We start from the raw sequence: 22,308 nt of genomic DNA on the forward strand, positions 1-22,308 counted from the left end.
TTGTTAAAGAGGATTATTATTATGCAGAAACCCTGGTATAAGCAGTTTTGGCCTTGGTTTCTAATCGCCCTGCCCGTAACCGTCATGTGCGTGTGTGCGACGATTATTTACCTCTCTGCATCCCAAGGTGGTTTTTCAATGGTAGTCGATGACTACTATAAACGCGGCAAAATGATCAACGCGGTCATTGAACATGTAGAAAAAGCAAAAAAACTGGGAATCTCATTTAATGTCACCGCTCACGACGGTAAGTTCACGTTGCAATATGCGTCTGGACAGCCTAGCGAACTCTCAGCACTCACGGTTGAGTTTGTCCATGCAACGCAATCCACTAAAGATTTTACTCGTCAAGTGACGGTTGGTGCAGATGGTGTATATCGAACCGATATACCTGCTGACATGTCAGGCAAGTACACGATTACCGTGACACCTCACAGTGCTGATTGGAAAGTCAGTGAACAGTTTTATTTTCCATTAGACAAAGCCACGTTGTTGGAGCCGAACCTCTATGGCGTCTGACGTTGAAGACGGCGTTTGTTTTCACTGTTTGCAACCGATACCGCACGGCGTCGAGCTATCGGTTGCGTTCCAAGGTGACGACAAAGCGGTGTGTTGTGCTGGCTGCCAAGCGGTCGCTGAAACCATCATTGAACATGGTTTAACAGCTTATTATAAACATCGTGATTTAGATAAACCTCAACAAACGCCATTATTACCCGAGCAACTCAAAGAACTCGACGTATATGACAACCCTGACGTTCAGTCAGATTTTGTCCGAAACACGGGTGATCATAGTAAGCAAACCACCCTTACCGTGAATAATATCACCTGTGGTGCCTGTGCATGGCTTATCGAGCGAGAACTTGCAAAAACACCCGGGATGATTAAATCGGTCGTTAACGTGAGTAACCAACGTCTTCACATAGAGTGGGACGGTAGCATAATCAAGTTAAGTGATATCATAGCCCGGCTCGCCCGTATTGGGTATCAAGCTCTACCCTTTCAGCAGAACCAAATAGAAGCCAACATCAACGCGCGGCGCAAAGGATTTATTAAACGGTTGGGTGTCGCTGGCTTAGCCACCATGCAAGTCATGATGATTGCCTTCGCTCTTTATTTTGGCGTGGTTTCCGATCTTGACCCAACAACTCAACAATATCTGTGGGTTGTCAGTTTAGTGTTTGCAACTCCCGTGATCTTATACAGTGGCCAGCCTTTTTATAAGAGCGCGCTCAAAAGTATTCAGGCGGGTAGCGTTAACATGGACGTTCCCGTCAGTATCGCGTTAATCGGTGCATACATTGCAAGTTTATATGCAGTCATTATCGGACGCGGTGAGGTCTATTTTGAATCGATCTCGATGTTTACCTTTTTCCTGCTGACGGGTCGTTTTTTAGAGTTGTTAGCCAAAGAAAAGGCTCTCAAATTTTCTACCAATCGCCTTACTTACATGCCCAACTTGGCGCACCGTGAATATGATGGTGGACTAGAGGATATTGCAGCCAAACAACTCAAAATTAACGACATTATTGTTATTAAACCTGGCGAAACCATACCCGCGGATGGCGTTCTCTTGAGCGATAAGGCCTCGGTCGATGAAAGCTTGCTGACGGGAGAAAGTCGCCCAGTCACCAAAGCAACCGGTGACGGTATTGTAGCAGGCTCGGTTAATCAAAGCGCGACACTGAGAATTAAAGTCACAGCTACCGCTCAACAAACCGTATTGGCTGGCATTGTTGCTATGCAAGATGCTGCTTTAGCCGACAAGCCCAAAGTGCAGAAAGCGATTGACCATATCGCGCAGTATTTTGTGATGACGCTGCTTGCGATCGCCGCGGTTACTTTTTTAGTGTGGTCTTGGTTTGATCCCGATCATGCCCTGTGGGTGACCTTGGCAGTATTGGTAGCTACTTGTCCGTGCGCCCTGTCGTTAGCCGCGCCCACATCGATTACAGGCGCCGTGCATCGACTCAACCGGATGAACGTTTTAGTCAAAGGTGCACAACTGCTTGAGAGCGTAAAACACCTTGATACGGTGGTGTTTGATAAAACCGGTACACTCACTTACGGTCAATTTAAACTGATCGCGCGTGAAGACTATGCCGACATCGATATGATAAATGCGATTGTAAGTGGTTTAGAGCAGCGCTCTGAACACCCGATTGCGGCCGCCTTATCTCAGTTAAGCGATCAACCCACATCACCTGATGCCATTCAAAATTACCCTGGACAAGGCATACTGGCGGAAATTGCTGGCACCGACTATCGATTAGGTCGTTGCGAGTTTATCCAAATCTGGCACCCTAACTGGCAACCCAAGCGACAAAGCAATGTTATTTTAGCCAACCGTCAAGCTGTGTTGGCAGAATTTCAGGTAGATGATGAGGTGCGAGAGGATAGCCATGACGTCATTTCTGCGTTAAAACTGCAAGGTATCCGAACCATCATGTTAACGGGTGACAGCGACGCACGGGCTCAAACACTTGCCTCTCAGTTGGACATTGACGAGGTGCTCAGCGAGCAGTCGCCAGCTGATAAGGTTGATACCATTAAGTCACTGCAGCAACAAAAGCATACTGTTTGGATGATCGGTGACGGGATTAATGACAGTCCCGTTTTAGCACAAGCGGATCTTTCAATGACCTTTGCTCATGCATCCGATATGGCGCAAACAGCGGCGGATGTGGTGCTACTTAATGACCAACTAACACGTGTATTGGATGTTATCGAAACGGCACGAAAAACGCGTATCATTATGCGTGAGAACTTTATCTGGGCAGCAGGCTACAATCTGACCATTTTACCTATCGCTGCGTTAGGTTTAGTTGCGCCTTGGGCGGCCGCATTGGGTATGTCGTTAAGCTCGTTAGTCGTGGTGGCAAACTCACTAAGGTTGTACCGTTTATGAGTGTTATTTACGCATTAATTCCTGTCGCTATCCTGTTTGTCATTTTAGCTGTCGTTATCTTTTTTTGGGCTGTACGCTCAAATCAATTTGAAGACATTGAACGTCAGGGTATGACGATTCTAATGGATGACGATGACGAAAAAGAGCAAGAAAAGCCAAACGATGACCGATCAGATTAATTGGTTTACTCCTCTTTTGATGGGGCTTGCGGGAGCGGGCCATTGCTTGGCGATGTGTGGCGGCCTTGCCGCAGCCATGGGTGTTAATCAGAACCGCCTAACTGTGTTTGTTTATAATTTAGGCCGTCTTACATCCTATTCGTTGTTAGGCGCTATTATGGGTGGCGCAGTAGCATTACTCGCCCCCGACACGCCCTACACGACCCCTGTTCTTAGAATTTTTGCCGCCACCATGATGATACTATTAGGCCTATACTTAGCTGGGTGGTGGCCAATACTGGTTAAACTTGAGTCATTAGGTCGCCCGGTATGGCGTAAGCTCCAGCCGTTCGCCGCAAAATTGCGTGGACAACACGGATTACTACCTGCTTACCTTGCGGGCATGTTTTGGGGCTGGTTACCTTGCGGTTTAGTGTACAGTGCATTGAGTTACGCAGCGGCTTCGGGGAGTGCCTTTAGTGGTGCAGGTTATATGGCTTTATTTGCTTTAGGTACGTTTCCCGCGATGATCGGTTTGGGACTAATTAGCCAGCATGTTGCTCAGCTATTCAGAAGCCAAGGGGTTAGAACAGCCTTAGGCGTCATGATGCTACTCTACGGTTTATGGTCGCTTTTGATCGTAATCAAAGCGTTGCTACAGGGTTAATGCTGATCACTGGTATAGCATCCATTATTGCGCTAAGTTAATGGTAACAATCATTGGTTATGTGTGTGGGAGCATAACATGGAACGATTTAAACGGATTCTCGTCGTGGTTGACCCCGCTGATGAAGAGCACAAAGCGATAAACCGATCATTGCATATCGCTCGTTTAACGCAGGCAAAAATCAGCCTACTCCTCTCTATTTATGATTTCTCTTATGAAATGACCACGATGTTATCGCGCGATGAACGCGATACGATGCGCACAAACCTGATCGCTGATCGTCGAGCCTGGATTGCCGACTTACTAGAGGGCTTTGATACGGATGGGCTCGATATTGATATTACTGTCGTTTGGCATAACCGCCCGTTTGAAGCGATCATCGAGCATGTTCAAAAGCTCGAAGCGGATCTGTTGGTCAAAGCAACGCAAGTTCAACCGAGTTTTCAAAATCTATTATTCACCCCGACCGACTGGCACTTACTGAGAAAGGCGCCCTGCCCAGTCTTGTTGGTTAAGGAACATGCTTGGCCACAACATGGACAAGTGTTGGCCGCCATACACAGTGGTTCGGAAGAGCACGAGCACCAACAGCTTAATGACCGTGTTGTAGACACCGCTCAAGCAATGACTGAAGTTCTCAATGCAAGCTTGCATTTAGTGAATGCTTACCCGGCGGCACCTATTAACGTCGCGGTAGAGATTCCCGAATTTGACGTGACTCAATATAGCGACGAACTTGAAAAACATCACAAAAATGCAATGGCTAACTTTGCTCGTAAATACCGTATACCTAATGCACAGCAGCATGTCGAACAAGGTTTGCCTGAACAAGTGATTCCCGACTTAGCTAAACGACTGGATGCAGAACTTGTCGTTTTAGGGACGAAAGGACGGACTGGCTTTTCGGCGGCGCTGTTGGGAAATACCGCTGAACATGTACTAGAGCGTCTTAACTGTGATGTCCTTGCTATAAAGCCCGCTGATTTTAAATCGCCAGTGGCATAATAAACAGTGGTTCGCTATAATCGCGCCCTATTTTTCGACGATATCAATATAGGCGTGAGTGGGTATGCAAACGGATCGCACTGAAGCGAAAAAACAGTACGGTTTTAATAAACTGCAAAAGCGCATCCGCAGAGAGACCGGTAAGGCGATTCAGCAGTTTTCAATGATCGAGCATAACGACAAGATCATGGTTTGCCTCTCGGGAGGCAAGGATAGCTACACCCTGCTCGACACCCTAATGTACCTAAAGCGAGTGGCCCCGATCAGTTTTGATATTGTGGCAGTTAACCTGGATCAGAAGCAACCTGGGTTTCCTGAGCACGTGTTACCCAATTATCTCAATAGCCTCGGTGTTGATTACGAAATTGTTGAGGAAGACACCTATAGCATCGTAAAAGACAAAATCCCCGAAGGAAAAACTACTTGCTCACTCTGTTCACGCTTACGCCGAGGGATTCTATATAAAACGGCTAAGCGATTAGGCGCTACTAAGATTGCGCTTGGTCACCACCGCGATGACATGATAGAAACGCTGTTTTTAAATATGTTTTATGGTGGGAAACTGAAATCGATGCCGCCGAAGCTAGTCAGCGATAATGGCGAACACGTGGTTATCCGACCACTGGCTTTTTGCCGGGAGAAAGACATTGCACGTTATTCTGAGGCGATGGTGTTTCCAATAATTCCATGCAACTTGTGTGGTTCACAGGAAAATCTTCAGCGCAAAAATATCAAGGCAATGTTAAATCAATGGGACCGCCAATTCCCCGGCCGTATTGAGAGTATCTTTACTGCTATGCAAAGTGTGACGCCATCGCACCTAGCAGATAGTCAGTTGTTTAACTTCGATGAGGTGCGAGCCACTGGTTTAGAAACGGACGAAGGCGACACCGCATTCGATGCGCCCTCTTTTGACCAATCATTCGTTCCTGAAGACGATGATGAACAGTTGATGTCCTCTATCAAAATTACACATATCGCTTAATTTGAAGAAACGGCGGCTTCTGGAGTCGCCGAGTTTTCTTGTTCCATAATAGCTTCAACGATCGGACGATTAACCCGAATCATCGCTTTCAGCTCATCAATGTAATCTTGTCCTCGCTCAGAATAGCTGTGCAAACCGCTTAATAGAGGAATCGCACGTACTTGCTCCTCTCGATCACGCATCACTTCACGGATCTGACGTAACTCAAGATACGGTTCATGTGTATTAATGTTGCGCATGTAACTTCGAACCGATTGCGCCACGTGGTCAAACTTTGCCACTTCGTGATTCATCCCCTCAGGTCGTTGGCTTGGTACTAGTCCACAACCCTCGCGATAACACCACTGGCCAAATAAATTGAGCCCTTCTTGTGCAAACCGTGATGTACCCCAGGCGGACTCGTTCGCCGCTTGAACGAGGACCATCATGGTAGGAATAATATCCACCCGGCGCTTGAGGATTTCAAATTGCTGTTCGTTATCTAGGGTTGGATCAACTTCGTAGTAATCGACTAAACGAGCGAGTTGACTTTTATCTTGTTCGTTTTCAAAACCTCTGCTGTACGCATTCTCGATGGCAAATAGCTGTTGTCTTTCGTGCAGAATACGTAAGTTCTCCGCTTCAATGATGGGCAGTAGATAGCGAAAAAACTCCCTCTTTTTCTCTCGTACATCATTAAACTCGTCAAAATTAGGGATCTCTGTACGAGGTTTTAGGGTTGGCACTGGAGGCAAACCGTGGCTCACTATATCTTTGTCGCTTGTCGGCTTCTCATATTTACTAAAAAACGGTAACAACAAAGCGGCTATACATACCAAGATAAAGAAAATAATAAATAATTTTTTTCGCATTTGAACTCCTTTAAGCAGTCCAGTCATCGGATTGATTTGATTGAGAGGGTGGCTGCAAGCGCACATTGACACCGATGACTTGGCGATAAATCAAACCCAACAGATTTACTAAATAAGGAATCAAAACAAAAAGCAATAGCCCATATGTAATGAGACCCATGATAAAAACCATGTAAAAAGCAAATGTTAGCGCAATAAAAAACGGCAAATGATAATGAGTAATACGGATTGAATAATAGATTGCGTTCAATGGCGATATGCGGCGTTCGACAACTAAGGGTATCGCTAAACAAAAAATCGCTGATGTATACAAGGTCACTATATAGCCTAGTAAAGGCGAGATGCTTGCAGCCAACCATACAAACAGTTGTGAAATTAACGTAGTGATCACGCCCGCAGCAATGAGCGAGGTCACCACTTCAAATCCCTTAAAAATGTGCAAGCCCTTGGTCGGAATATCGATGCTGTGACGTATCCCCATCAGAATAATGCCGCCAAACAACGGAGCCGCTATCGCAGTACTAAACACGGCTAAGCCTAAGCCTTGAATTGGTGTCATTTGATTAATCGCTTCGGGAGATGAAAGTACTGACATCGGCAACACAATTTGAATGACAGTGACGATAACGAGTAGTACTGCGAGAAAGCTGATCATGGCCGTTACCAGAGGCCAAAAATGCCGCCCAGTAATAGCAAACGCTTCCTTTAGCCATTGCACCGGATGAACACGGTAGTTTCCCTTCAATGCTTCGGCTAAATCTCCGCCCACAATCATTTGTTCTTTTGATTCGTTTTGCTGCAATTTCGACCCCATAAAGCTCTATACATTTGATATAATTAGCGTCAACCATCGATTTTACCATCGATTCTGTAGCTGAGGAAATTTATGCCCACTCAACATCGACGTAAGCGCAGTCCGAAGCGTCCACGTCCAGTAAACCCGAAACTTGTTCTACTCAATAAGCCTTATGGTGTACTCAGTCAGTTTTCTGGGGAGCCAGACGATGTCACCCTTAAAGATTTCGTTCCTCATTCAAACGTTTATCCCGCCGGGCGGCTTGATAAGGATAGTGAAGGTTTAATGTTACTGACAAATGACGGCGTCTATCAGGCGCGTCTTGCGAATCCGAAATATAAAGTAGCTAAGACTTACTGGGTACAAGTTGAGGGCATTCCCGATGAAGCGCAATTAACGGCATTGCGTAATGGTTGTGAATTAAACGACGGACTTACCAAGCCGGCACAAGCTTTTGCTATTGACGCGCCTATAGGTTTGTGGCCGCGCAACCCGCCGGTGCGTGAGCGTAAAACAGTTCCCGATTCTTGGTTAAGCTTATCGATCACTGAAGGGAAAAACCGTCAAGTTCGTCGTATGACGGCTCACGTAGGACTGCCTACCTTGCGATTAATCCGTGCGCAAATCGGTCCGTTTAAGTTGGCTGGGTTACAGCCAGGAGAATGGCGCGAAGAGCCCCCAGTATGGTAAACTGTGCGACTAGCGTTCCGTGTAGTAACAGAGACAGTAAATCATGACTGAGTCCAAGAAAAACCCCAGTGAAACCAAAGTCATCGTCGGTATGTCTGGCGGCGTAGACTCTTCCGTATCCGCCTACCTACTTCTTCAACAAGGCTATCAAGTTGAAGGCCTCTTTATGAAGAACTGGGAAGAGGATGATGACGATGAATATTGTGCCGCCGCTGATGATCTCGCCGATGCAGAGGCCGTGTGTGAAAAACTGGGCATTGAGCTACACACCGTTAATTTTGCCGCGGAATATTGGGATAACGTGTTTGAGCATTTCTTAGACGAATATAAAGCCGGCCGCACTCCTAACCCTGACATCATGTGCAACAAAGAAATCAAATTTAAAGCATTTCTGGAATTTGCAGCGGAAGCCTTGGGCGCCGACTATATTGCTACGGGTCATTACGTGAGACGCGCTTTTAACGATGGCAAGTGGCAGTTATTACGCGGTTTAGATAATAACAAAGACCAAAGCTACTTTCTTTATACGTTGAGTCACGAGCACGTTGCTCAAACGTTGTTCCCTGTTGGTGAGCTCGAAAAGCCAGAAGTGCGCCGTATTGCCGAAGAGCAAGGTTTAGTTACTGCCGACAAAAAGGATTCCACAGGTATCTGTTTTATTGGAGAGCGCAAGTTTAAGGACTTTTTGCAACAATACCTTCCTGCTCAGCCGGGTAAGATCGAGAGCGTTGATGGTGAAGAGCTCGGTGATCATGAAGGACTAATGTACCACACCATAGGCCAACGCAAAGGACTTCATATTGGCGGTTTAGCTGACGCCGGCGATGATCCGTGGTACGTCGTTGATAAAGATGTCGAGCGCAATGTACTCGTCGTTGCTCAAGGCAAGAATCATCCTCGCCTATTCTCAAAAGGCTTAATAGCGAACCAACTACATTGGGTCAATCGTGAGGAAATAACAGAGCCGTTGCGGTGTGTGGTAAAAACACGCTATCGCCAAGCCGATATAGCTTGCCAAATAACACCTGCCGCAGATGGACGTATCACGGTTTCTTTCGATGAGCCTGTGGCTGCCGTAACGCCTGGTCAATCGGCGGTGTTCTATATCGATGATGTCTGTCTGGGTGGCGGAATTATTGAACAACGTATTACCGATTTTGAGGTGCGTTTATGAACGATTGGCAACAGCGGGTTGTTGCTTTAGCGGGAATGGCACAAGCCGCAATCGCCGTTCAGCAGGTCGCACGTACAGGCCGAGTCCATCATGAAGCTGTAGTGGACACCCTTATCAATAGCGTACTTAACCTGGAACCAGAGTCGACAGAAGCTGTCTATGGCGGTTTAGAAGGTGTTCGTCCTGGGTTGATTTTACTCGCCCAACAGTTTCGCAATAATGCCCAGCGTGACCTCGAAATTACTCGGTACATGGTAGGCATGGTGCACCTATCTAGACGCTTGCTGAATCAGCCAAAGTCGCTCAACTTATTAGCAGAGCGGCTACATCAGGTTGGCCGCCAGTACTATGAGTTTGGCTTCGATAAATATCAGATAACGGCGAGTCTCGCTTCGATTTACCGTGAAGTGATTAGCCCATTAGGGCAACCGATAAGAGTCAATGGCAATCCTAAACTATTAAAGCATGAGGCCAACCAACACTTGATTAGAGCCTTGCTTCTATCAGGTGTACGTAGCGCAGTATTATGGCAACAAGTCGGTGGTAAACGACGTCAGTTTTTATTAGGACGCAAGCGTATGCTGGCGGCCGTCAATGAACTACTCAGCGTGAGTGCATAACTTAAACTGTTTAACTTGGAGAACTTTGGATATGTTACCTTTTTCAACCCTTACGGCTATATCGCCTGTTGACGGGCGTTATGCCAGTAAAGTTGAGCCATTACGTGCCATATTTAGTGAGTATGGTCTAATTAAATACCGCGTGACTGTCGAAGTGCGTTGGTTACAAATGTTGGCTCAGCATGAGGGCATTAAAGAAGTTGCTCCACTTAGCGATGAAGCGAATCAACGCCTTAATGCGATCGTTGAAACATTCAGCGTCGAAGATGCTGAACGTGTGAAAGAAATCGAGCGCACAACAAACCATGACGTGAAAGCGGTCGAGTACTTATTGAAAGAGAAAGTCGCTGACTTGCCAGAATTAGCCAAAGTCAGTGAGTTTATTCACTTTGCTTGCACGTCAGAGGATATCAACAACCTATCACATGGTTTAATGCTTACAGCTGCGCGAGACGATGTCTTAGTGCCTGTTATGCAAGAAATTGTCGATACTGTAAAAGCAAAAGCACGTGAATACCGCTCGGTAGCAATGATGGCACGTACTCACGGCCAACCCGCCACGCCAACCACCATGGGTAAAGAGTTTGCTAACGTCGCGGTGCGTTTGCAACGTCAGCTTGAGCAAGTGCGTGCAGTGGCACTGATGGGTAAAATAAACGGTGCCGTGGGTAACTACAACGCGCACTTAGCGGCTTACCCGAACGTTGATTGGCATCAGGCTTCAGAACAGTTCGTGACTTCTTTAGGCCTGACTTGGAACGCTTACACAACCCAAATCGAACCGCATGATTATATCGCCGAATTATTCGACGCGGTCGCACGCTTTAATACCGTGTTAATCGACTTTGATCGTGACTTATGGGGTTATATTGCGCTTAACCACTTTAAGCAGAAAACGATTGCTGGCGAAGTAGGCTCATCAACCATGCCGCATAAAGTAAACCCCATCGATTTTGAAAACTCCGAAGGTAACTTAGGCATCGCCAATTCGGTTATGAATCACCTCGCGCAAAAGCTTCCGATTTCCCGCTGGCAGCGCGATCTGACCGACTCAACCGTATTGCGTAATCTCGGTGTTGGTATCGCCCATGCGGTTATCGCGTATCACGCTTCCTTGAAAGGGCTGAGCAAGCTTGAAGTCAATGAATCGGTATTAACAGCCGAGTTAGATGCAAACTGGGAGTTAATGGCCGAGCCCGTACAAACGGTGATGCGTCGCTACGGCATCGAAAAGCCGTACGAAAAACTCAAAGAGCTCACGCGTGGTAAGCGTATCAAGCCGGCCGATTTGGTAACATTCATTGATGCGCTCGATGTCCCTGAAGCCGCGAAAGATGAAATGAAAGCCATGTCACCGATGAACTATATTGGTCGTGCTGAAGCATTTGTAGACGAGCTTAAGTAATGTATTTAGAGAATGTCGATAAGCAAGCCTTTCTCGATTCTGACTGGCAAAAACGCCCGCGCTTGTTTAAGCGTGGGCTCGCTAACGTTGACTTAATCGAGCCCGAAATTTTAGCCGGTCTAGCCATGGAAGATGGCGTTGATGCTCGTATTATCGAACATCGAGCTCAAGCCTGGTCAGTCACTCACGGCCCTTTCGAGGAGTACGAATCACTCGGTGAAGAGAATTGGACGTTACTCGTGCAAGCAGTCAATGAATGGATGCCCGATGTCCACTCGCTGTTGCAGGCGTTTCGTTTTTTACCCGAGTGGCGCATTGATGATGTGATGGTGAGCTTCTCCGTTGAAGGCGGTGGCGTTGGACCACACGTTGACGAATACGATGTGTTTATTGTGCAAGGAGCGGGTCGTCGTCATTGGCGCGTGGGTGCACGTCAATCGACTACGCCAACTTATCCGTGCGAAGATCTCAAGCAGATCAAAGAGTCCTTTGATGCGGTCATCGATGAAGTACTAGAGCCCGGTGATGTTCTGTATATTCCAGCCGGCTGCCCACATGATGGCATCGCACTTGAACCTTGTCTCAATTATTCCGTCGGTTTCCGTGCGCCGAATCAAGCCGAATGGCTTGCTAAGCTCGCTGACATGGCATTACAGACTGAGCAACTTAAACAACGTTACACCGATCCGAACCTCTCGAGTGACAACCCGAGTCATATCGTAACTGAAGCGCAGCTAGGCCAAGTCAAACAACTTCTTAAATCAGCGGTTGAATCGAGTGATTTTGATGAGCTCATTTTACGTGCTCAGTCAATGAGTAAGCGCCCTCTTCCTGAGCCCGAGTTGCCGATGGTGGCCGAACAAGTGCCTGCTTTGCTAACGATGGATAATGCAACCGTCGTTCGTACACCGGGTTCGCGTTTACTTAAGCACTTCGACAAACCACATTACTTTGCCAACGGTGAAATGTTTGTAGTGACTGCTGAAGCTGAGGCACTGGCTAAGCAGCTTGCAGAGCTCACCGATGAAACAGCGATTACCGAATTGGCGCCCGTGTGCAGTGACGCGTGTGGGCAAGCGCTGATCGCATGGTTAGTCAATCAGGGTGTTATCGAGCTATTAATTGACTAATTTTTATTAACAAGTTGCCGTTTACGTCAACTGTAAACAACAGTTGCTAAACACCCGTTTGAATAACGATTTTAGTTTTGTTTTTTAGTAGCGCGTTAACATTCCAAGTGGTAATGTGCGCGCAATTTTGAAAACCAATGAGGATGGAAATTCATGTCTCTATTTGAGCATATTGAATTCGATAATCACGAACAAGTGACCTTCTGCCATGATGAAGAATCTGGTCTTAAGGCTATTATTGCCGTTCACGATACAACGCTCGGCCCGAGCTTGGGCGGTACGCGTTTATGGAACTACGCTTCATCGGCTGAAGCATTAACCGACGTGTTACGTCTTTCACGTGGCATGACCTATAAAAGCGCCATGGCTGGCCTTCCTCTAGGTGGCGGTAAAGCCGTAATCATCGGCGATGCTAAAACCATTAAAAGTGAAGCCCTATTCCGTGCTTACGGTCGTTTCATTGAAACCTTAGGTGGCAAATACATCACCGCTGAAGACGTCAACATTCGCACGGCGGATATCGATATCGTTGCTAAAGAAACAAGCCATGTTGCCGGTACTGCAGATAAAGCAGGCGATCCATCGCCTCACACTGCTCTCGGTACTTATTTAGGCCTTAAAGCGGCGGCAAAACACCGTTTAGGTTCTGATGACCTTAATGGCGTAACCATTGCAGTGCAAGGTTTAGGTGCTGTTGGTTATGACTTTGCCGAATACTGTGCTAAGGAAGGCGCGAAGTTGATCGTAACGGACATCAACGAAGACGCTATGCAACGAGCTAAAGATGAGCTCGGTGCACAGGTTGTGGGTCTTGACGAAATCTATGGCGTCGAGGCTGACGTGTACGCGCCATGCGCACTCGGTGCAACCATTAACGATGAAACGCTTAAGCAGTTAAAAGTGAAGATCATTGCAGGTAGTGCAAACAATCAGTTAGCGACTCCAGCACACGACCAGAAAGTTAAAGACATGGGTATTCTATACGCCCCTGATTATGTCATTAACGCAGGTGGTGTTATCCACGTGTGTTCCGAAGCGGCTAATTTCTCGCTTGAAGAGACTGACAAACGTGTGCGTGATATCTACAACACACTCGATAAGCTCTTTGCTCGTGCCAATGAAGAAAACCGTCCAACCGGCGAATTGGCCGACGAGATGGCGCGCGAAATCATCGCTAACGCGAAAAAATAATAGCGTAATGAGCTACCTTAGTGATTAAGGTAGCTCAAAATAACTTCAAGCGGGTGTCTCACCCGCTTACCTTCCAAACGTTTTACCTGCGAGCGGCAAGAGAATCCAGTCGCAGTAATACCACTGGTTCCGTACTGTTTAACCGCTTCAGCCCAATCCATTTGATACAACGCAATACTCTCTTTCAAATTGCTACGTTCATGCCCAAATGTTCCGGCCATACCACAACAGCCCGCTTGGACAATATCGAGCTGCAAGCCGACACTGGTAAATAGCGCCTGCCAGTGCTTTGCTGACTCGGGAATAAAGCTCTGCTCGGTGCAGTGTAACAGCAAACCGTAACGGCGATGACTGCTCTGGAGTTCGAGTTTCTCCGCCTTGCCCTGTAACCACTCAATGACTGTTTGCACGTTCAATGCTTCAGCTTTATCACCTAACACGTGGTGATACTCGTCGCGGAATACCAATGCGGTGGACGAATCAACACCCACGCGTTCAATTTCGGTATCGAACAAGGGCGCTAGGTATTCATAAACACGTTCAGCCGTTTGCTTAAACTCCGATAAAAAGCCTTTCACATGTTGAGCTTTACCCTGTCCTACAAAGGGTATCAATACAGGTTGATAACCTAAACGAGCAGCGAGTTGCGCGAAAGAATGCACGATCTCAGCTTCATAAAAGCTGGTGAAAGGATCTTGTACGATAGCCACCAGCTGCTGTTGCTGTTCTACTGGTAACTGGGCGAGCTCACTCGGCTCCGCGACTCGGAATTCTGACGCCTGCCACCGTTTAACCAAGTTAGGCACTGAAAATGCGGGCGTATCGACATAACCCACAACTTGTTTCAAGAAAAAGTTGCTCAGTGGGTTTTTGATAATGGCATTACTAAACTTAGGAAATTTCGCGCCTATCTTAGCGGTACTCTCAACGCTTCGTACCAAATGATCCTTGATAGGCCGCGGGTATCTTGAGTAGTAATGCTGTAAAAACTCAGCCTTAAATGTCGGCACGTCGACACTCACAGGACACTGATTAGTACAGGCTTTGCACGCCAAGCACTTGTCCATTGACACCTTCACTTCGTGGCTGTAGTCATCTTTCGAATCATTGCGGTTACGCCACTTTTCAAACCAAGATACTTCGTCATCAGGCTGCTTCTCCGCGCGGTAATTCTGTTCCGCAGTTAAGCGCAACCATTCACGCATCAATGACGCGCGCCCTTTGGGCGACATACGACGGTCACGTGTCACTTTATACGAAGGACACATTGCTGCTTTGGTATCGTAGTTGAAACACAGTCCGTTGCCATTGCAACTCATGGCATTGTCGTAATAGTCACGTGTCTGAATCGGAATTTGACGGTCAAAATATCCGCGCTTTTGCGCATCAACAGAAACTAACTGCGCTTCGCTGTTTAACGGCGTAGCGATTTTACCTGGATTAAACTGGTTAAACGGGTCAGCGGCTGCTTTTACTTTTTGTAGTTCTTGATAAAGCGCCTCGCCAAAGAATTTCGGCGCATATTCTGAGCGATAGCCTTTACCATGCTCGCCCCACATCAAGCCACCGTATTTGGCTGTCAATGCAGCTACTTTATCACTGATTTCGCGCAATAGAGCTTCATCATCTGGGTTGGTTAAATCCAGCGCGGGTCGCACGTGCAACACCCCTGCGTCGGCGTGACCAAACATACCGTAATGGAGGTTGGCATCATCTAGGATGTCGCGAAACTCCATTATAAAAGCCGCCAACTGCTCGGGAGGAACCGCGGTGTCTTCTGCGAAAGCAACCGGTTTACGCGCACCTTTAGTGGCACCTAACAGCCCGACCGCTTTTTTTCGCATGGCATAAATGGTTTGGATACTTTCTAGGTCATCGCATATTTGATACCCGATCACCCCTTTATTATCTTTAGCTTTAATGAGCTTATCCAAGCGTTTACAAAGCGCATCAATTTTCCGCTGATTTTCCGCTTGGTCCGTCGCGGCAAACTCGACCATATTAATGCCATTCATGACCTGTCCTTCGACCTCTTCTAGCAACGGCGAAACGCTATGCCAGATGATGTCTTCACGCGCCAAGTTCAGCACATTGGAATCAATGGTCTCTACTGATGTTGCCTCAGCTTCAACTAAGAACGGTGAGTTATTCAGTGCCGCTTGGAAGTCTGAATACTTTACGTTGATTAAGGTACGGTATTTGGGGATCGGTGTGATGTTGAGTTTTGCTTCTGTGACAAAGCCTAACGTGCCTTCTGAACCCGCGATCAGGCGGGATAAATCGAGCGTATGATGCTCTGCATCGAAGGTGTGTTTTAAGTCATACCCGGTTAAAAAGCGGTTTAATGGTGGAAATTTGGCGTCTATCGCCTCGCGCATACCCACACAGGTATTGAGTGCTTGTTTATATAACCGCCCCACCCGCGAATCGACTTCGCTGTAAGTTTGTGCCTGCTGTAAGTCGACCGGTTCACTGGCTAACAGCTCACCACCTTGCAACACCGTGCGTAACGACAAAATATGATCACTGGTTTTACCGTATACCAACGAGCCTTGGCCCGATGCATCCGTATTAATCATGCCGCCGAGCGTGGCACGATTGCTGGTTGATAAGTCCGGTGCAAAGAAATAGCCATGTGGACGCAACGCGTCGTTAAGCTGGTCCTTTACCACGCCGGTTTGTACACGCACCCAACCCTCATCCGCATTGACTTCCAACACGCGATTCATATGGCGACTTAAGTCCACCACAATACCCGGCGTTAACGACTGTCCGTTAGTGCCCGTACCACCGCCTCGAGGGGAAAATGTCACTGAATGAAACTCATCTTGAGCTGCGAGTTTCAGTATCGTTTGAATGTCGGCTTCGTTGACAGGATAAAGGACGGCCTGCGGCAACTGTTGATAAACACTGTTATCCGTCGCCGCGATAAGCCGTCCTGAAAACGTGACATCAATCTCCCCACTAAAATCTGACTGTTCAAGCTCACCAATATATGCCTGATACAACGACGGCAGTGCGCGCTTGGCGTCTAACTTAGGGAGTTGTGTCATAACGTTTTATAGTCCTCTTACAGTTGTTCTGATAAGTACATCCAAGTTTCAATAACAGTGTCAGGGTTAAGCGAAACCGAATCAATTCCCTGCTCGACTAACCATTGAGCAAAGTCAGGATGATCTGACGGACCTTGACCACATATACCGACGTACTTACCACGTGCTTTAGCCGCTTTAATGGCCATTTCAAGCAATGCTTTAACAGCGTCGTTGCGCTCATCAAATAAGTGTGCAATTAAACCTGAGTCCCGGTCGAGTCCCAACGTTAGCTGGGTTAAATCATTCGAACCAATTGAGAAGCCATCGAACATATCAAGGAATTTATCGGCCAATAGTGCGTTTGATGGTAGTTCACACATCATGATCACACGCAAGCCGTTCTCACCTTGTTTCAGTCCCTGCTCTTCAAGCAAATCGATAACTTGGCGACCTTCCTCTAACGTACGTACGAAAGGAATCATGATTTCGATGTTGCTTAGACCCATTTCATTGCGTACACGCTTAATCGCTTCGCATTCGAGTGCAAAGCAATCGCGGAATTCCTCTGAGATATAGCGTGATGCGCCACGGAAACCGAGCATCGGGTTTTCTTCATCCGGCTCGTATTGACTACCGCCCACTAAGTTTGCGTATTCATTCGACTTGAAGTCTGACATACGAACAATAACGCGCTCCGGTGCAAACGCCGCGGCTAAGGTTGAGATCCCTTCAGCAAGACGCGCTACATAATATTCACGAGGTGATTCATAACCGGCGATCATGGTGCTGATCGTTGCTTTCAACGCATCTGGTTGATCGTCAAAGTTAAGTAATGCTTTGGGATGCACCCCGATCATGCGATTAATAATAAACTCAAGGCGTGCAAGACCTACACCCGCATGCGGTAAACCAGCAAAGTCAAAAGCACGGTCTGGGTTACCGACATTCATCATAATCTTTAATGGTAAATCTGGCATTGCATCAACGCGCGACTCAGTGACTTCAAAGTCAAGCTCGCCTTCGTAGATGTACCCGGTATCACCCTCTGCACATGACACGGTAACCGCTTGGCCATTGCTAATCAGCTGAGTTGCATTACCACAGCCTACAACCGCTGGAATGCCTAACTCGCGAGCGATGATAGCCGCGTGGCATGTACGACCACCGCGGTTGGTCACGATAGCCGCCGCGCGCTTCATAATAGGCTCCCAATCCGGGTCGGTCATATCAGTAACCAGCACATCACCAGGTTGGACTTTGTCCATTTCTTCGATGCTATCCAATACGCGTGCCACACCTTTACCGATGCGCTGACCAATCGCACGACCTTCACAGACCACCGCACTGGTGTCTTGTAGTGCAAAGCGTTCGATCGCTTGCCCTTTTTGGTTGGACTGCACCGTCTCCGGACGTGCTTGTACGATATATAACTTGCCATCGATACCGTCTTTAGCCCACTCGATGTCCATCGGACGACCGTAGTGTTTCTCGATGATTAATGCTTGGCGAGCCAGTTCTTCTGCTTCTGCATCGGTAATCGAAAAGGTTTGGCTTTTAGCTGAATCGATGTCCTCGATCAGTGTTTGCTTACCATGTGCACGATCTTCAGAAAACACCATTTGGATTTTCTTACTACCCAAATTACGGCGCAACACCGCTGGACGTCCCGCGTTAAGCGTTGGTTTGTGTACATAAAACTCGTCTGGGTTTACCGCACCCTGAACGACCATCTCACCCAAACCGTACGATGAGGTGACGAAAACGACTTGGTCAAAACCTGATTCAGTATCAATTGTGAACATCACGCCTGATGAAGCAATGTCACTTCGAACCATGCGCTGTACACCCGCCGAGAGAGCTACGCCTCTATGGTCATAACCTTGGTGCACGCGATAAGAAATCGCACGGTCATTGAATAACGAAGCGAAAACGTGTTTGATGGCTTCCATCACGGCATCAAGACCGCGGACGTTTAAGAAAGTTTCCTGTTGGCCCGCAAACGAAGCATCCGGCATATCCTCTGCCGTTGCCGAGCTACGTACAGCAAAGCTGAATTCATCGTTGTCTTCACTGAGTTGGCTAAAGGCTTGCTTAATATCGGCTTCGAAGGCAGGTTGGAAAGGCGTGTCGATGATCCACTGACGAATGGTGCGGCCCGCTTCGGTTAATTTATTGACGTCATTAACGTCGAGGCCGTCGAGCAATTCATATATTTTGTCATTCAGACCACTTTGCTCAAGAAACTCGTTATATGCATCTGCTGTCGTCGCAAAGCCACCGGGGACTTCAACCCCTGCACCCGCGAGGTTACTAATCATTTCACCGAGTGAGGCGTTTTTACCCCCCACTCTGTTGACATCTTGCATTCCTAGTTGCTGATACCACAGTACGTTTTCTTGCACGTCTTTTTCCTCGATTTAATCCGATGGGAGGTATGATGTGGCAAACATTTTACACATACTTAGCCAACAAGTTAATATCCGATTTACAAAGCTTTCGATTTTTATCTATAGAATAAGGAATAAACGGTCATGAGAACCGCGTTTTACGTCTCTGATGGGACCGCTCTCACTGCAGAGGCGTTTGGTCATGCTTTGCTTTCGATGTTTCCCACCGAGTTTCGACATAAAACACTGCCATTTATCGATACTCAGGCTAAAGCGGAAATGGCGTGCAAACAGATTCAGCGTGCCGCTGAGGACGATGGCGAACCGCCGCTCATTTTTCACACCTTTGTCAATGTAAAACTCAAGCAACGTATTACCCAGTGCGGTGGAATTAGTTATGATTTTCTCGATAACTTTGTCGGCCAAGTCGAGCACGAGCTGGGGATTAAAGCAAAACCAAAAACTCACCGTACTCATGGCGTGCATAAGGACTACAACTTTCGCGTCGAAGCGATTAACTACGCGCTCGATAACGACGATGGCAAAAAGCTGAACCAGTTGGATCAGGCTGATTTGATTCTTGTCGGTGTATCACGCACGGGTAAGACACCAACGAGTCTCTACCTAGCCATGCAATATGGCATCAAAGTAGCGAACTACCCGATCACCGAGGACGACGATTTCGAACGACTCAGTCTGCCCTATGAGTTAAAGATGCAGCGTCACAAATTGTTTGGACTCACGCTCGATTCGCAACGTTTACATGAAATTCGCAGTCAGCGACGTGAGGGTAGCCAGTACGCGTCGATGCAGCAATGTCGCTTCGAGTTGTCGGAAGTCGAAAAATTATATCGCAAAGAAGCCATTCCTTTCATTAATTCGACACGTTTCTCAGTTGAAGAAATCGCCGCCAAGATACTTGCGCAAACGAATCTTCAACGCCGCCGTTACTAGTTCGTTATTGGTCAGTTCCAACAAAAACGGCGACCTTTTGGTCGCCGTTCAATACAGCTAACGCTGAGTTTAACTTGCGTTGGTGCTTTCGAAAATCTTATCCGCAGATGCCGCAACGAAGCCCGAATACAATTTACCCGGCTCAATTTCGTAGCGTTTAGCGAACTCATAAAAGCATGAAGGAATTTCTACTGTCTTATCGCTGAACTCGACTGGATGGTGATTAGCCATGGTCGAGGACTGTTCAAGATAGACTTCCGGAGAGCCTTTGATTTCGCCACCCGAAGTGTTCAGTTTAAAACCATTATCTTTAAGCGTTTGGTTGACCTCTTCTAGATCGGTGTAACCCGGTAATTGGTTAACACTCACGGTGAAGTGGTTAGCACAGAAACCGAATGCAGCCATCCACGCCGCGTATTCGCTTTCTTCTAATAACGCTTGATAATCTTCATGACTGACTTGCCAATGCGTTCCCGAGTACAAGAAGTCGTCTTTTTTGACATCTTCTGGATTAATGTGGCTCACCATTTCTTTGACCTTAGCCTGCAAGCTATCACTAAACTCCTCAGTCATCAGCTCGCTGATGAAGACCTTAGGCAACGTTGGATCTTCGTGCTCAAAGTGCTTCGCACGGAGTTTCTTGGCTTCAAAGTGATAGTCTCCACCCTCTTTGTAGCCTAGATCTAAAAAGTGTTGCGCGAGCGCTTCAAGACGTACCGGGGCAATATCAAACGTTCGGAAAGCAACGTGATCGTTTACAATCGGATGCCCTTTTCCGAGTACCTCGTGCACCTTAGGTGCCGATGGTGTACGAGAAATGTAATCTTGCCAAAGACGTTCAAACAGCTGCTCGACATGTTGAGACATGAAATTTAATCCTTTTAACGTAAAAGTTACTCAAAAATAGTGGCGAATTAACCGTGCCCATTTCGTGCGGCCCCGAGTGACTCAGCCACTAAAAAGGCAAGCTCTAGCACTTGGTCGGCGTTCAGCCGGGGGTCGCATTGGGTGCGGTAGCGGCTGGATAAATCAGCTTCGCTAATTTGGTACGCACCACCTGTACATTCTGTCACATCCTCGCCGGTCATCTCCAGATGGATACCACCTGCATAGCTCCCCTCTGCTTGATGTACCGCAAAGAATTGACGTAATTCTTTATGTATGGCGTCAAAGTTACGTGTTTTCAACCCACCATCTGCTTTTGTTGTGTTGCCATGCATTGGATCACTCGACCACACCACATTCCGACCTTCTTGCTGCACACGTCGAACCAGACGCGGAAGGTTGTCGGCTAAATTGTCGGCACCCATACGTGAAATGAGCGTTAGACGGCCTGCCTCATTATCCGGATTGACCGCATCGATTAACCGAATTAGCTCGTCAGGATCCATGGTCGGTCCGACTTTGACGCCAATTGGGTTATGGATTCCGCGCATGAATTCAACATGCGCGTGGTCAAGTTGACGAGTGCGTTCGCCAATCCAGATCATGTGCGCCGAGCAGTCGTAGGGTAGACCGGTCAATGTGTCGGTGCGTGTCAAAGCTTGCTCATACGGCAATAATAAGGCTTCATGTGAGGTAAATAGCTGAGTTTCATGTAAGGTGGCATTATTTTCAGCATTAATTCCCAACACTTCCATAAATTTAAGCGCGGACTGAATTTGCTCGGCAATCTCTTGATAGCGTTCTTTCAGTGGGTTCGCGGCTAAAAAGCCCAAGTTCCACTTATGAACTTTATGCAAATTAGCGAGGCCACCTTGAGCGAATGCGCGCAAAAGATTTAGCGTTGCTGCAGAGTGATGGTAGGCCTTCAACATGCGTTCTGGATCAGGCGTACGAGCCGCGTCAGTAAATGCCATATCATTAATGATATCACCGCGATAGCTCGGTAAGCTCACACCATCGATCGTCTCAAGATCACTTGAGCGTGGCTTTGCATACTGCCCGGCCATTCGCGCGACCTTAGTCACTGGGCACGAACCTGCAAAGGTCATCACGATGGCCATCTGCAAAATAACTTTAAATGTATCGCGGATTTTAGGCGCATTAAAGTCTGCAAACGATTCTGCGCAGTCACCGCCTTGCAGTAAAAAGCCCTCGCCATGACAGACATCCGTCAACTGACTACGTAACGCACGTATCTCTTCTGCGAACACTAATGGCGGAAATTGACTCAGTTGTGACTCAACCTGTTGTAAGTGTTCTTTGTTTGGGTATTGCGGCTGTTGCTTGATGGGTTTATCACGCCAACTACGTGCACTCCACTGGCTCATAACATCCTATCCAGTTGTGGTTATCGAAACCACCAATCTAGCGGGGTCAGGCGTGAAAAGCAATGCCCAACCCCGCGTG

19 protein-coding genes are annotated in these 22,308 nt (G+C 47.4%); 13 read left to right on the forward strand and 6 right to left on the reverse strand.

From position 1 onward, the window contains the following. Positions 1–21: 21 nt before the first annotated feature. The 6 genes from OS145_RS07675 to ttcA all read left to right on the forward strand — a co-directional run bounded on the left by OS145_RS07675 (position 22) and on the right by ttcA (position 5,723). The gene (locus OS145_RS07675; protein ID WP_006955763.1) at positions 22–519 is read left to right on the forward strand and encodes a FixH family protein; all 498 of its coding nucleotides are present in this window, start codon (positions 22–24) and stop codon (positions 517–519) included. Further along, positions 509–2,908 (forward strand): heavy metal translocating P-type ATPase, encoded by a 2,400-nt coding sequence (locus tag OS145_RS07680; protein WP_006955764.1) that lies wholly within the window; start codon positions 509–511, stop codon positions 2,906–2,908. Before OS145_RS07675 ends, OS145_RS07680 begins: the two co-directional genes overlap by 11 nt. Beyond that, the gene (gene ccoS, locus OS145_RS07685) at positions 2,905–3,087 is read left to right on the forward strand and encodes a cbb3-type cytochrome oxidase assembly protein CcoS (RefSeq protein ID WP_006955765.1); all 183 of its coding nucleotides are present in this window, start codon (positions 2,905–2,907) and stop codon (positions 3,085–3,087) included. The genes OS145_RS07680 and ccoS overlap by 4 nt, the downstream gene beginning before the upstream one ends. Beyond that, complete coding sequence (locus OS145_RS07690) at positions 3,071–3,733, forward strand: sulfite exporter TauE/SafE family protein (RefSeq protein ID WP_006955766.1); 663 nt, start codon at positions 3,071–3,073, stop codon at positions 3,731–3,733. Before ccoS ends, OS145_RS07690 begins: the two co-directional genes overlap by 17 nt. Positions 3,734–3,811: 78 nt before the next feature. Further along, positions 3,812–4,738 carry a universal stress protein UspE gene (gene uspE, locus OS145_RS07695; RefSeq protein WP_006955767.1) on the forward strand — a complete coding sequence of 309 codons (927 nt, stop codon included), beginning with the start codon at positions 3,812–3,814 and terminating at the stop codon, positions 4,736–4,738. A gap of 64 nt (positions 4,739–4,802) precedes the next feature. Next, positions 4,803–5,723, forward strand: a complete 921-nt coding sequence (gene ttcA, locus OS145_RS07700; RefSeq protein ID WP_006955768.1) for a tRNA 2-thiocytidine(32) synthetase TtcA — start codon at positions 4,803–4,805, stop codon at positions 5,721–5,723. On the opposite strand, the gene OS145_RS07705 is transcribed toward ttcA, so the two are convergent. Both OS145_RS07705 and OS145_RS07710 read right to left on the reverse strand, forming a co-directional pair. After that, the gene (locus tag OS145_RS07705) at positions 5,720–6,574 is read right to left on the reverse strand and encodes a glucosaminidase domain-containing protein (RefSeq protein ID WP_006955769.1); all 855 of its coding nucleotides are present in this window, start codon (positions 6,572–6,574) and stop codon (positions 5,720–5,722) included. The two genes, ttcA and OS145_RS07705, sit on opposite strands and share 4 nt — an antisense overlap. 10 nt (positions 6,575–6,584) lie before the next feature. Then, positions 6,585–7,388, reverse strand: a complete 804-nt coding sequence (locus tag OS145_RS07710) for a hypothetical protein (RefSeq protein ID WP_006955770.1) — start codon at positions 7,386–7,388, stop codon at positions 6,585–6,587. A 72-nt stretch (positions 7,389–7,460) separates the two neighbouring features. Here OS145_RS07710 and OS145_RS07715 point away from each other — a divergent pair, with 72 nt between their 5' ends. From OS145_RS07715 to OS145_RS07740, 6 genes are all read left to right on the forward strand, one after another. Next, positions 7,461–8,060 (forward strand): pseudouridine synthase, encoded by a 600-nt coding sequence (locus OS145_RS07715; RefSeq protein WP_006955771.1) that lies wholly within the window; start codon positions 7,461–7,463, stop codon positions 8,058–8,060. Positions 8,061–8,103: 43 nt separating this feature from the next. Next, entirely contained in the window at positions 8,104–9,234 is a 1,131-nt protein-coding gene (gene mnmA, locus OS145_RS07720) for a tRNA 2-thiouridine(34) synthase MnmA (RefSeq protein ID WP_006955772.1), read from the forward strand. After that, positions 9,231–9,854 carry a high frequency lysogenization protein HflD gene (gene hflD / locus OS145_RS07725; RefSeq protein ID WP_006955773.1) on the forward strand — a complete coding sequence of 208 codons (624 nt, stop codon included), beginning with the start codon at positions 9,231–9,233 and terminating at the stop codon, positions 9,852–9,854. The genes mnmA and hflD overlap by 4 nt, the downstream gene beginning before the upstream one ends. Positions 9,855–9,885: 31 nt before the next feature. Beyond that, positions 9,886–11,259 (forward strand): adenylosuccinate lyase, encoded by a 1,374-nt coding sequence (purB, locus tag OS145_RS07730; RefSeq protein WP_006955774.1) that lies wholly within the window; start codon positions 9,886–9,888, stop codon positions 11,257–11,259. Continuing rightward, positions 11,259–12,389: a cupin domain-containing protein gene (locus OS145_RS07735; protein ID WP_006955775.1), complete on the forward strand. Its 1,131-nt coding sequence runs from the start codon at positions 11,259–11,261 to the stop codon at positions 12,387–12,389. The genes purB and OS145_RS07735 overlap by 1 nt, the downstream gene beginning before the upstream one ends. A 153-nt stretch (positions 12,390–12,542) precedes the next feature. Next, entirely contained in the window at positions 12,543–13,580 is a 1,038-nt protein-coding gene (locus OS145_RS07740) for a Glu/Leu/Phe/Val dehydrogenase dimerization domain-containing protein (RefSeq protein ID WP_006955776.1), read from the forward strand. 17 nt (positions 13,581–13,597) lie between these two features. On the opposite strand, the gene ydiJ is transcribed toward OS145_RS07740, so the two are convergent. Further along, positions 13,598–16,633 carry a D-2-hydroxyglutarate dehydrogenase YdiJ gene (gene ydiJ, locus OS145_RS07745; RefSeq protein ID WP_006955777.1) on the reverse strand — a complete coding sequence of 1,012 codons (3,036 nt, stop codon included), beginning with the start codon at positions 16,631–16,633 and terminating at the stop codon, positions 13,598–13,600. A gap of 17 nt (positions 16,634–16,650) precedes the next feature. Then, the gene (ppsA, locus tag OS145_RS07750; RefSeq protein WP_006955778.1) at positions 16,651–19,017 is read right to left on the reverse strand and encodes a phosphoenolpyruvate synthase; all 2,367 of its coding nucleotides are present in this window, start codon (positions 19,015–19,017) and stop codon (positions 16,651–16,653) included. 129 nt (positions 19,018–19,146) lie between these two features. Here ppsA and ppsR point away from each other — a divergent pair, with 129 nt between their 5' ends. Next, positions 19,147–19,956 carry a phosphoenolpyruvate synthetase regulatory kinase/phosphorylase PpsR gene (gene ppsR / locus OS145_RS07755; protein ID WP_006955779.1) on the forward strand — a complete coding sequence of 270 codons (810 nt, stop codon included), beginning with the start codon at positions 19,147–19,149 and terminating at the stop codon, positions 19,954–19,956. Between the two features lie 69 nt (positions 19,957–20,025). Here the strand turns inward: ppsR and OS145_RS07760 are convergent, their stop codons facing one another. Both OS145_RS07760 and OS145_RS07765 read right to left on the reverse strand, forming a co-directional pair. Beyond that, positions 20,026–20,823 (reverse strand): DUF1338 domain-containing protein, encoded by a 798-nt coding sequence (locus OS145_RS07760; RefSeq protein WP_006955780.1) that lies wholly within the window; start codon positions 20,821–20,823, stop codon positions 20,026–20,028. Between the two features lie 47 nt (positions 20,824–20,870). Further along, positions 20,871–22,229, reverse strand: coding sequence for a class II 3-deoxy-7-phosphoheptulonate synthase (locus OS145_RS07765; protein ID WP_006955781.1), 1,359 nt, complete (start codon positions 22,227–22,229; stop codon positions 20,871–20,873). Between the last annotated feature and the right edge of the window lie 79 nt (positions 22,230–22,308).

It is taken from the genome of Idiomarina baltica OS145, assembly GCF_000152885.1.
GTDB lineage: Bacteria > Pseudomonadota > Gammaproteobacteria > Enterobacterales > Alteromonadaceae > Idiomarina > Idiomarina baltica.

What these genes read in the sequence shown, in the direction of transcription:
- ccoS (WP_006955765.1), top strand. Translation starts at nt 2,905, where the DNA reads ATGAGTGTTATTTACGCATTAATTCCTGTCGCTATCCTGTTTGTCATT.
- OS145_RS07715 (WP_006955771.1), top strand. Translation starts at nt 7,461, where the DNA reads ATGCCCACTCAACATCGACGTAAGCGCAGTCCGAAGCGTCCACGTCCA.
- OS145_RS07765 (WP_006955781.1), bottom strand. Translation starts at nt 22,229, where the DNA reads ATGAGCCAGTGGAGTGCACGTAGTTGGCGTGATAAACCCATCAAGCAA.
- OS145_RS07690 (WP_006955766.1), top strand. Translation starts at nt 3,071, where the DNA reads ATGACCGATCAGATTAATTGGTTTACTCCTCTTTTGATGGGGCTTGCG.
- mnmA (WP_006955772.1), top strand. Translation starts at nt 8,104, where the DNA reads ATGACTGAGTCCAAGAAAAACCCCAGTGAAACCAAAGTCATCGTCGGT.
- uspE (WP_006955767.1), top strand. Translation starts at nt 3,812, where the DNA reads ATGGAACGATTTAAACGGATTCTCGTCGTGGTTGACCCCGCTGATGAA.
- purB (WP_006955774.1), top strand. Translation starts at nt 9,886, where the DNA reads ATGTTACCTTTTTCAACCCTTACGGCTATATCGCCTGTTGACGGGCGT.
- ppsR (WP_006955779.1), top strand. Translation starts at nt 19,147, where the DNA reads ATGAGAACCGCGTTTTACGTCTCTGATGGGACCGCTCTCACTGCAGAG.
- OS145_RS07675 (WP_006955763.1), top strand. Translation starts at nt 22, where the DNA reads ATGCAGAAACCCTGGTATAAGCAGTTTTGGCCTTGGTTTCTAATCGCC.
- ydiJ (WP_006955777.1), bottom strand. Translation starts at nt 16,633, where the DNA reads ATGACACAACTCCCTAAGTTAGACGCCAAGCGCGCACTGCCGTCGTTG.
- ttcA (WP_006955768.1), top strand. Translation starts at nt 4,803, where the DNA reads ATGCAAACGGATCGCACTGAAGCGAAAAAACAGTACGGTTTTAATAAA.
- hflD (WP_006955773.1), top strand. Translation starts at nt 9,231, where the DNA reads ATGAACGATTGGCAACAGCGGGTTGTTGCTTTAGCGGGAATGGCACAA.
- OS145_RS07705 (WP_006955769.1), bottom strand. Translation starts at nt 6,574, where the DNA reads ATGCGAAAAAAATTATTTATTATTTTCTTTATCTTGGTATGTATAGCC.
- OS145_RS07760 (WP_006955780.1), bottom strand. Translation starts at nt 20,823, where the DNA reads ATGTCTCAACATGTCGAGCAGCTGTTTGAACGTCTTTGGCAAGATTAC.
- OS145_RS07740 (WP_006955776.1), top strand. Translation starts at nt 12,543, where the DNA reads ATGTCTCTATTTGAGCATATTGAATTCGATAATCACGAACAAGTGACC.
- OS145_RS07735 (WP_006955775.1), top strand. Translation starts at nt 11,259, where the DNA reads ATGTATTTAGAGAATGTCGATAAGCAAGCCTTTCTCGATTCTGACTGG.
- OS145_RS07680 (WP_006955764.1), top strand. Translation starts at nt 509, where the DNA reads ATGGCGTCTGACGTTGAAGACGGCGTTTGTTTTCACTGTTTGCAACCG.
- OS145_RS07710 (WP_006955770.1), bottom strand. Translation starts at nt 7,388, where the DNA reads ATGGGGTCGAAATTGCAGCAAAACGAATCAAAAGAACAAATGATTGTG.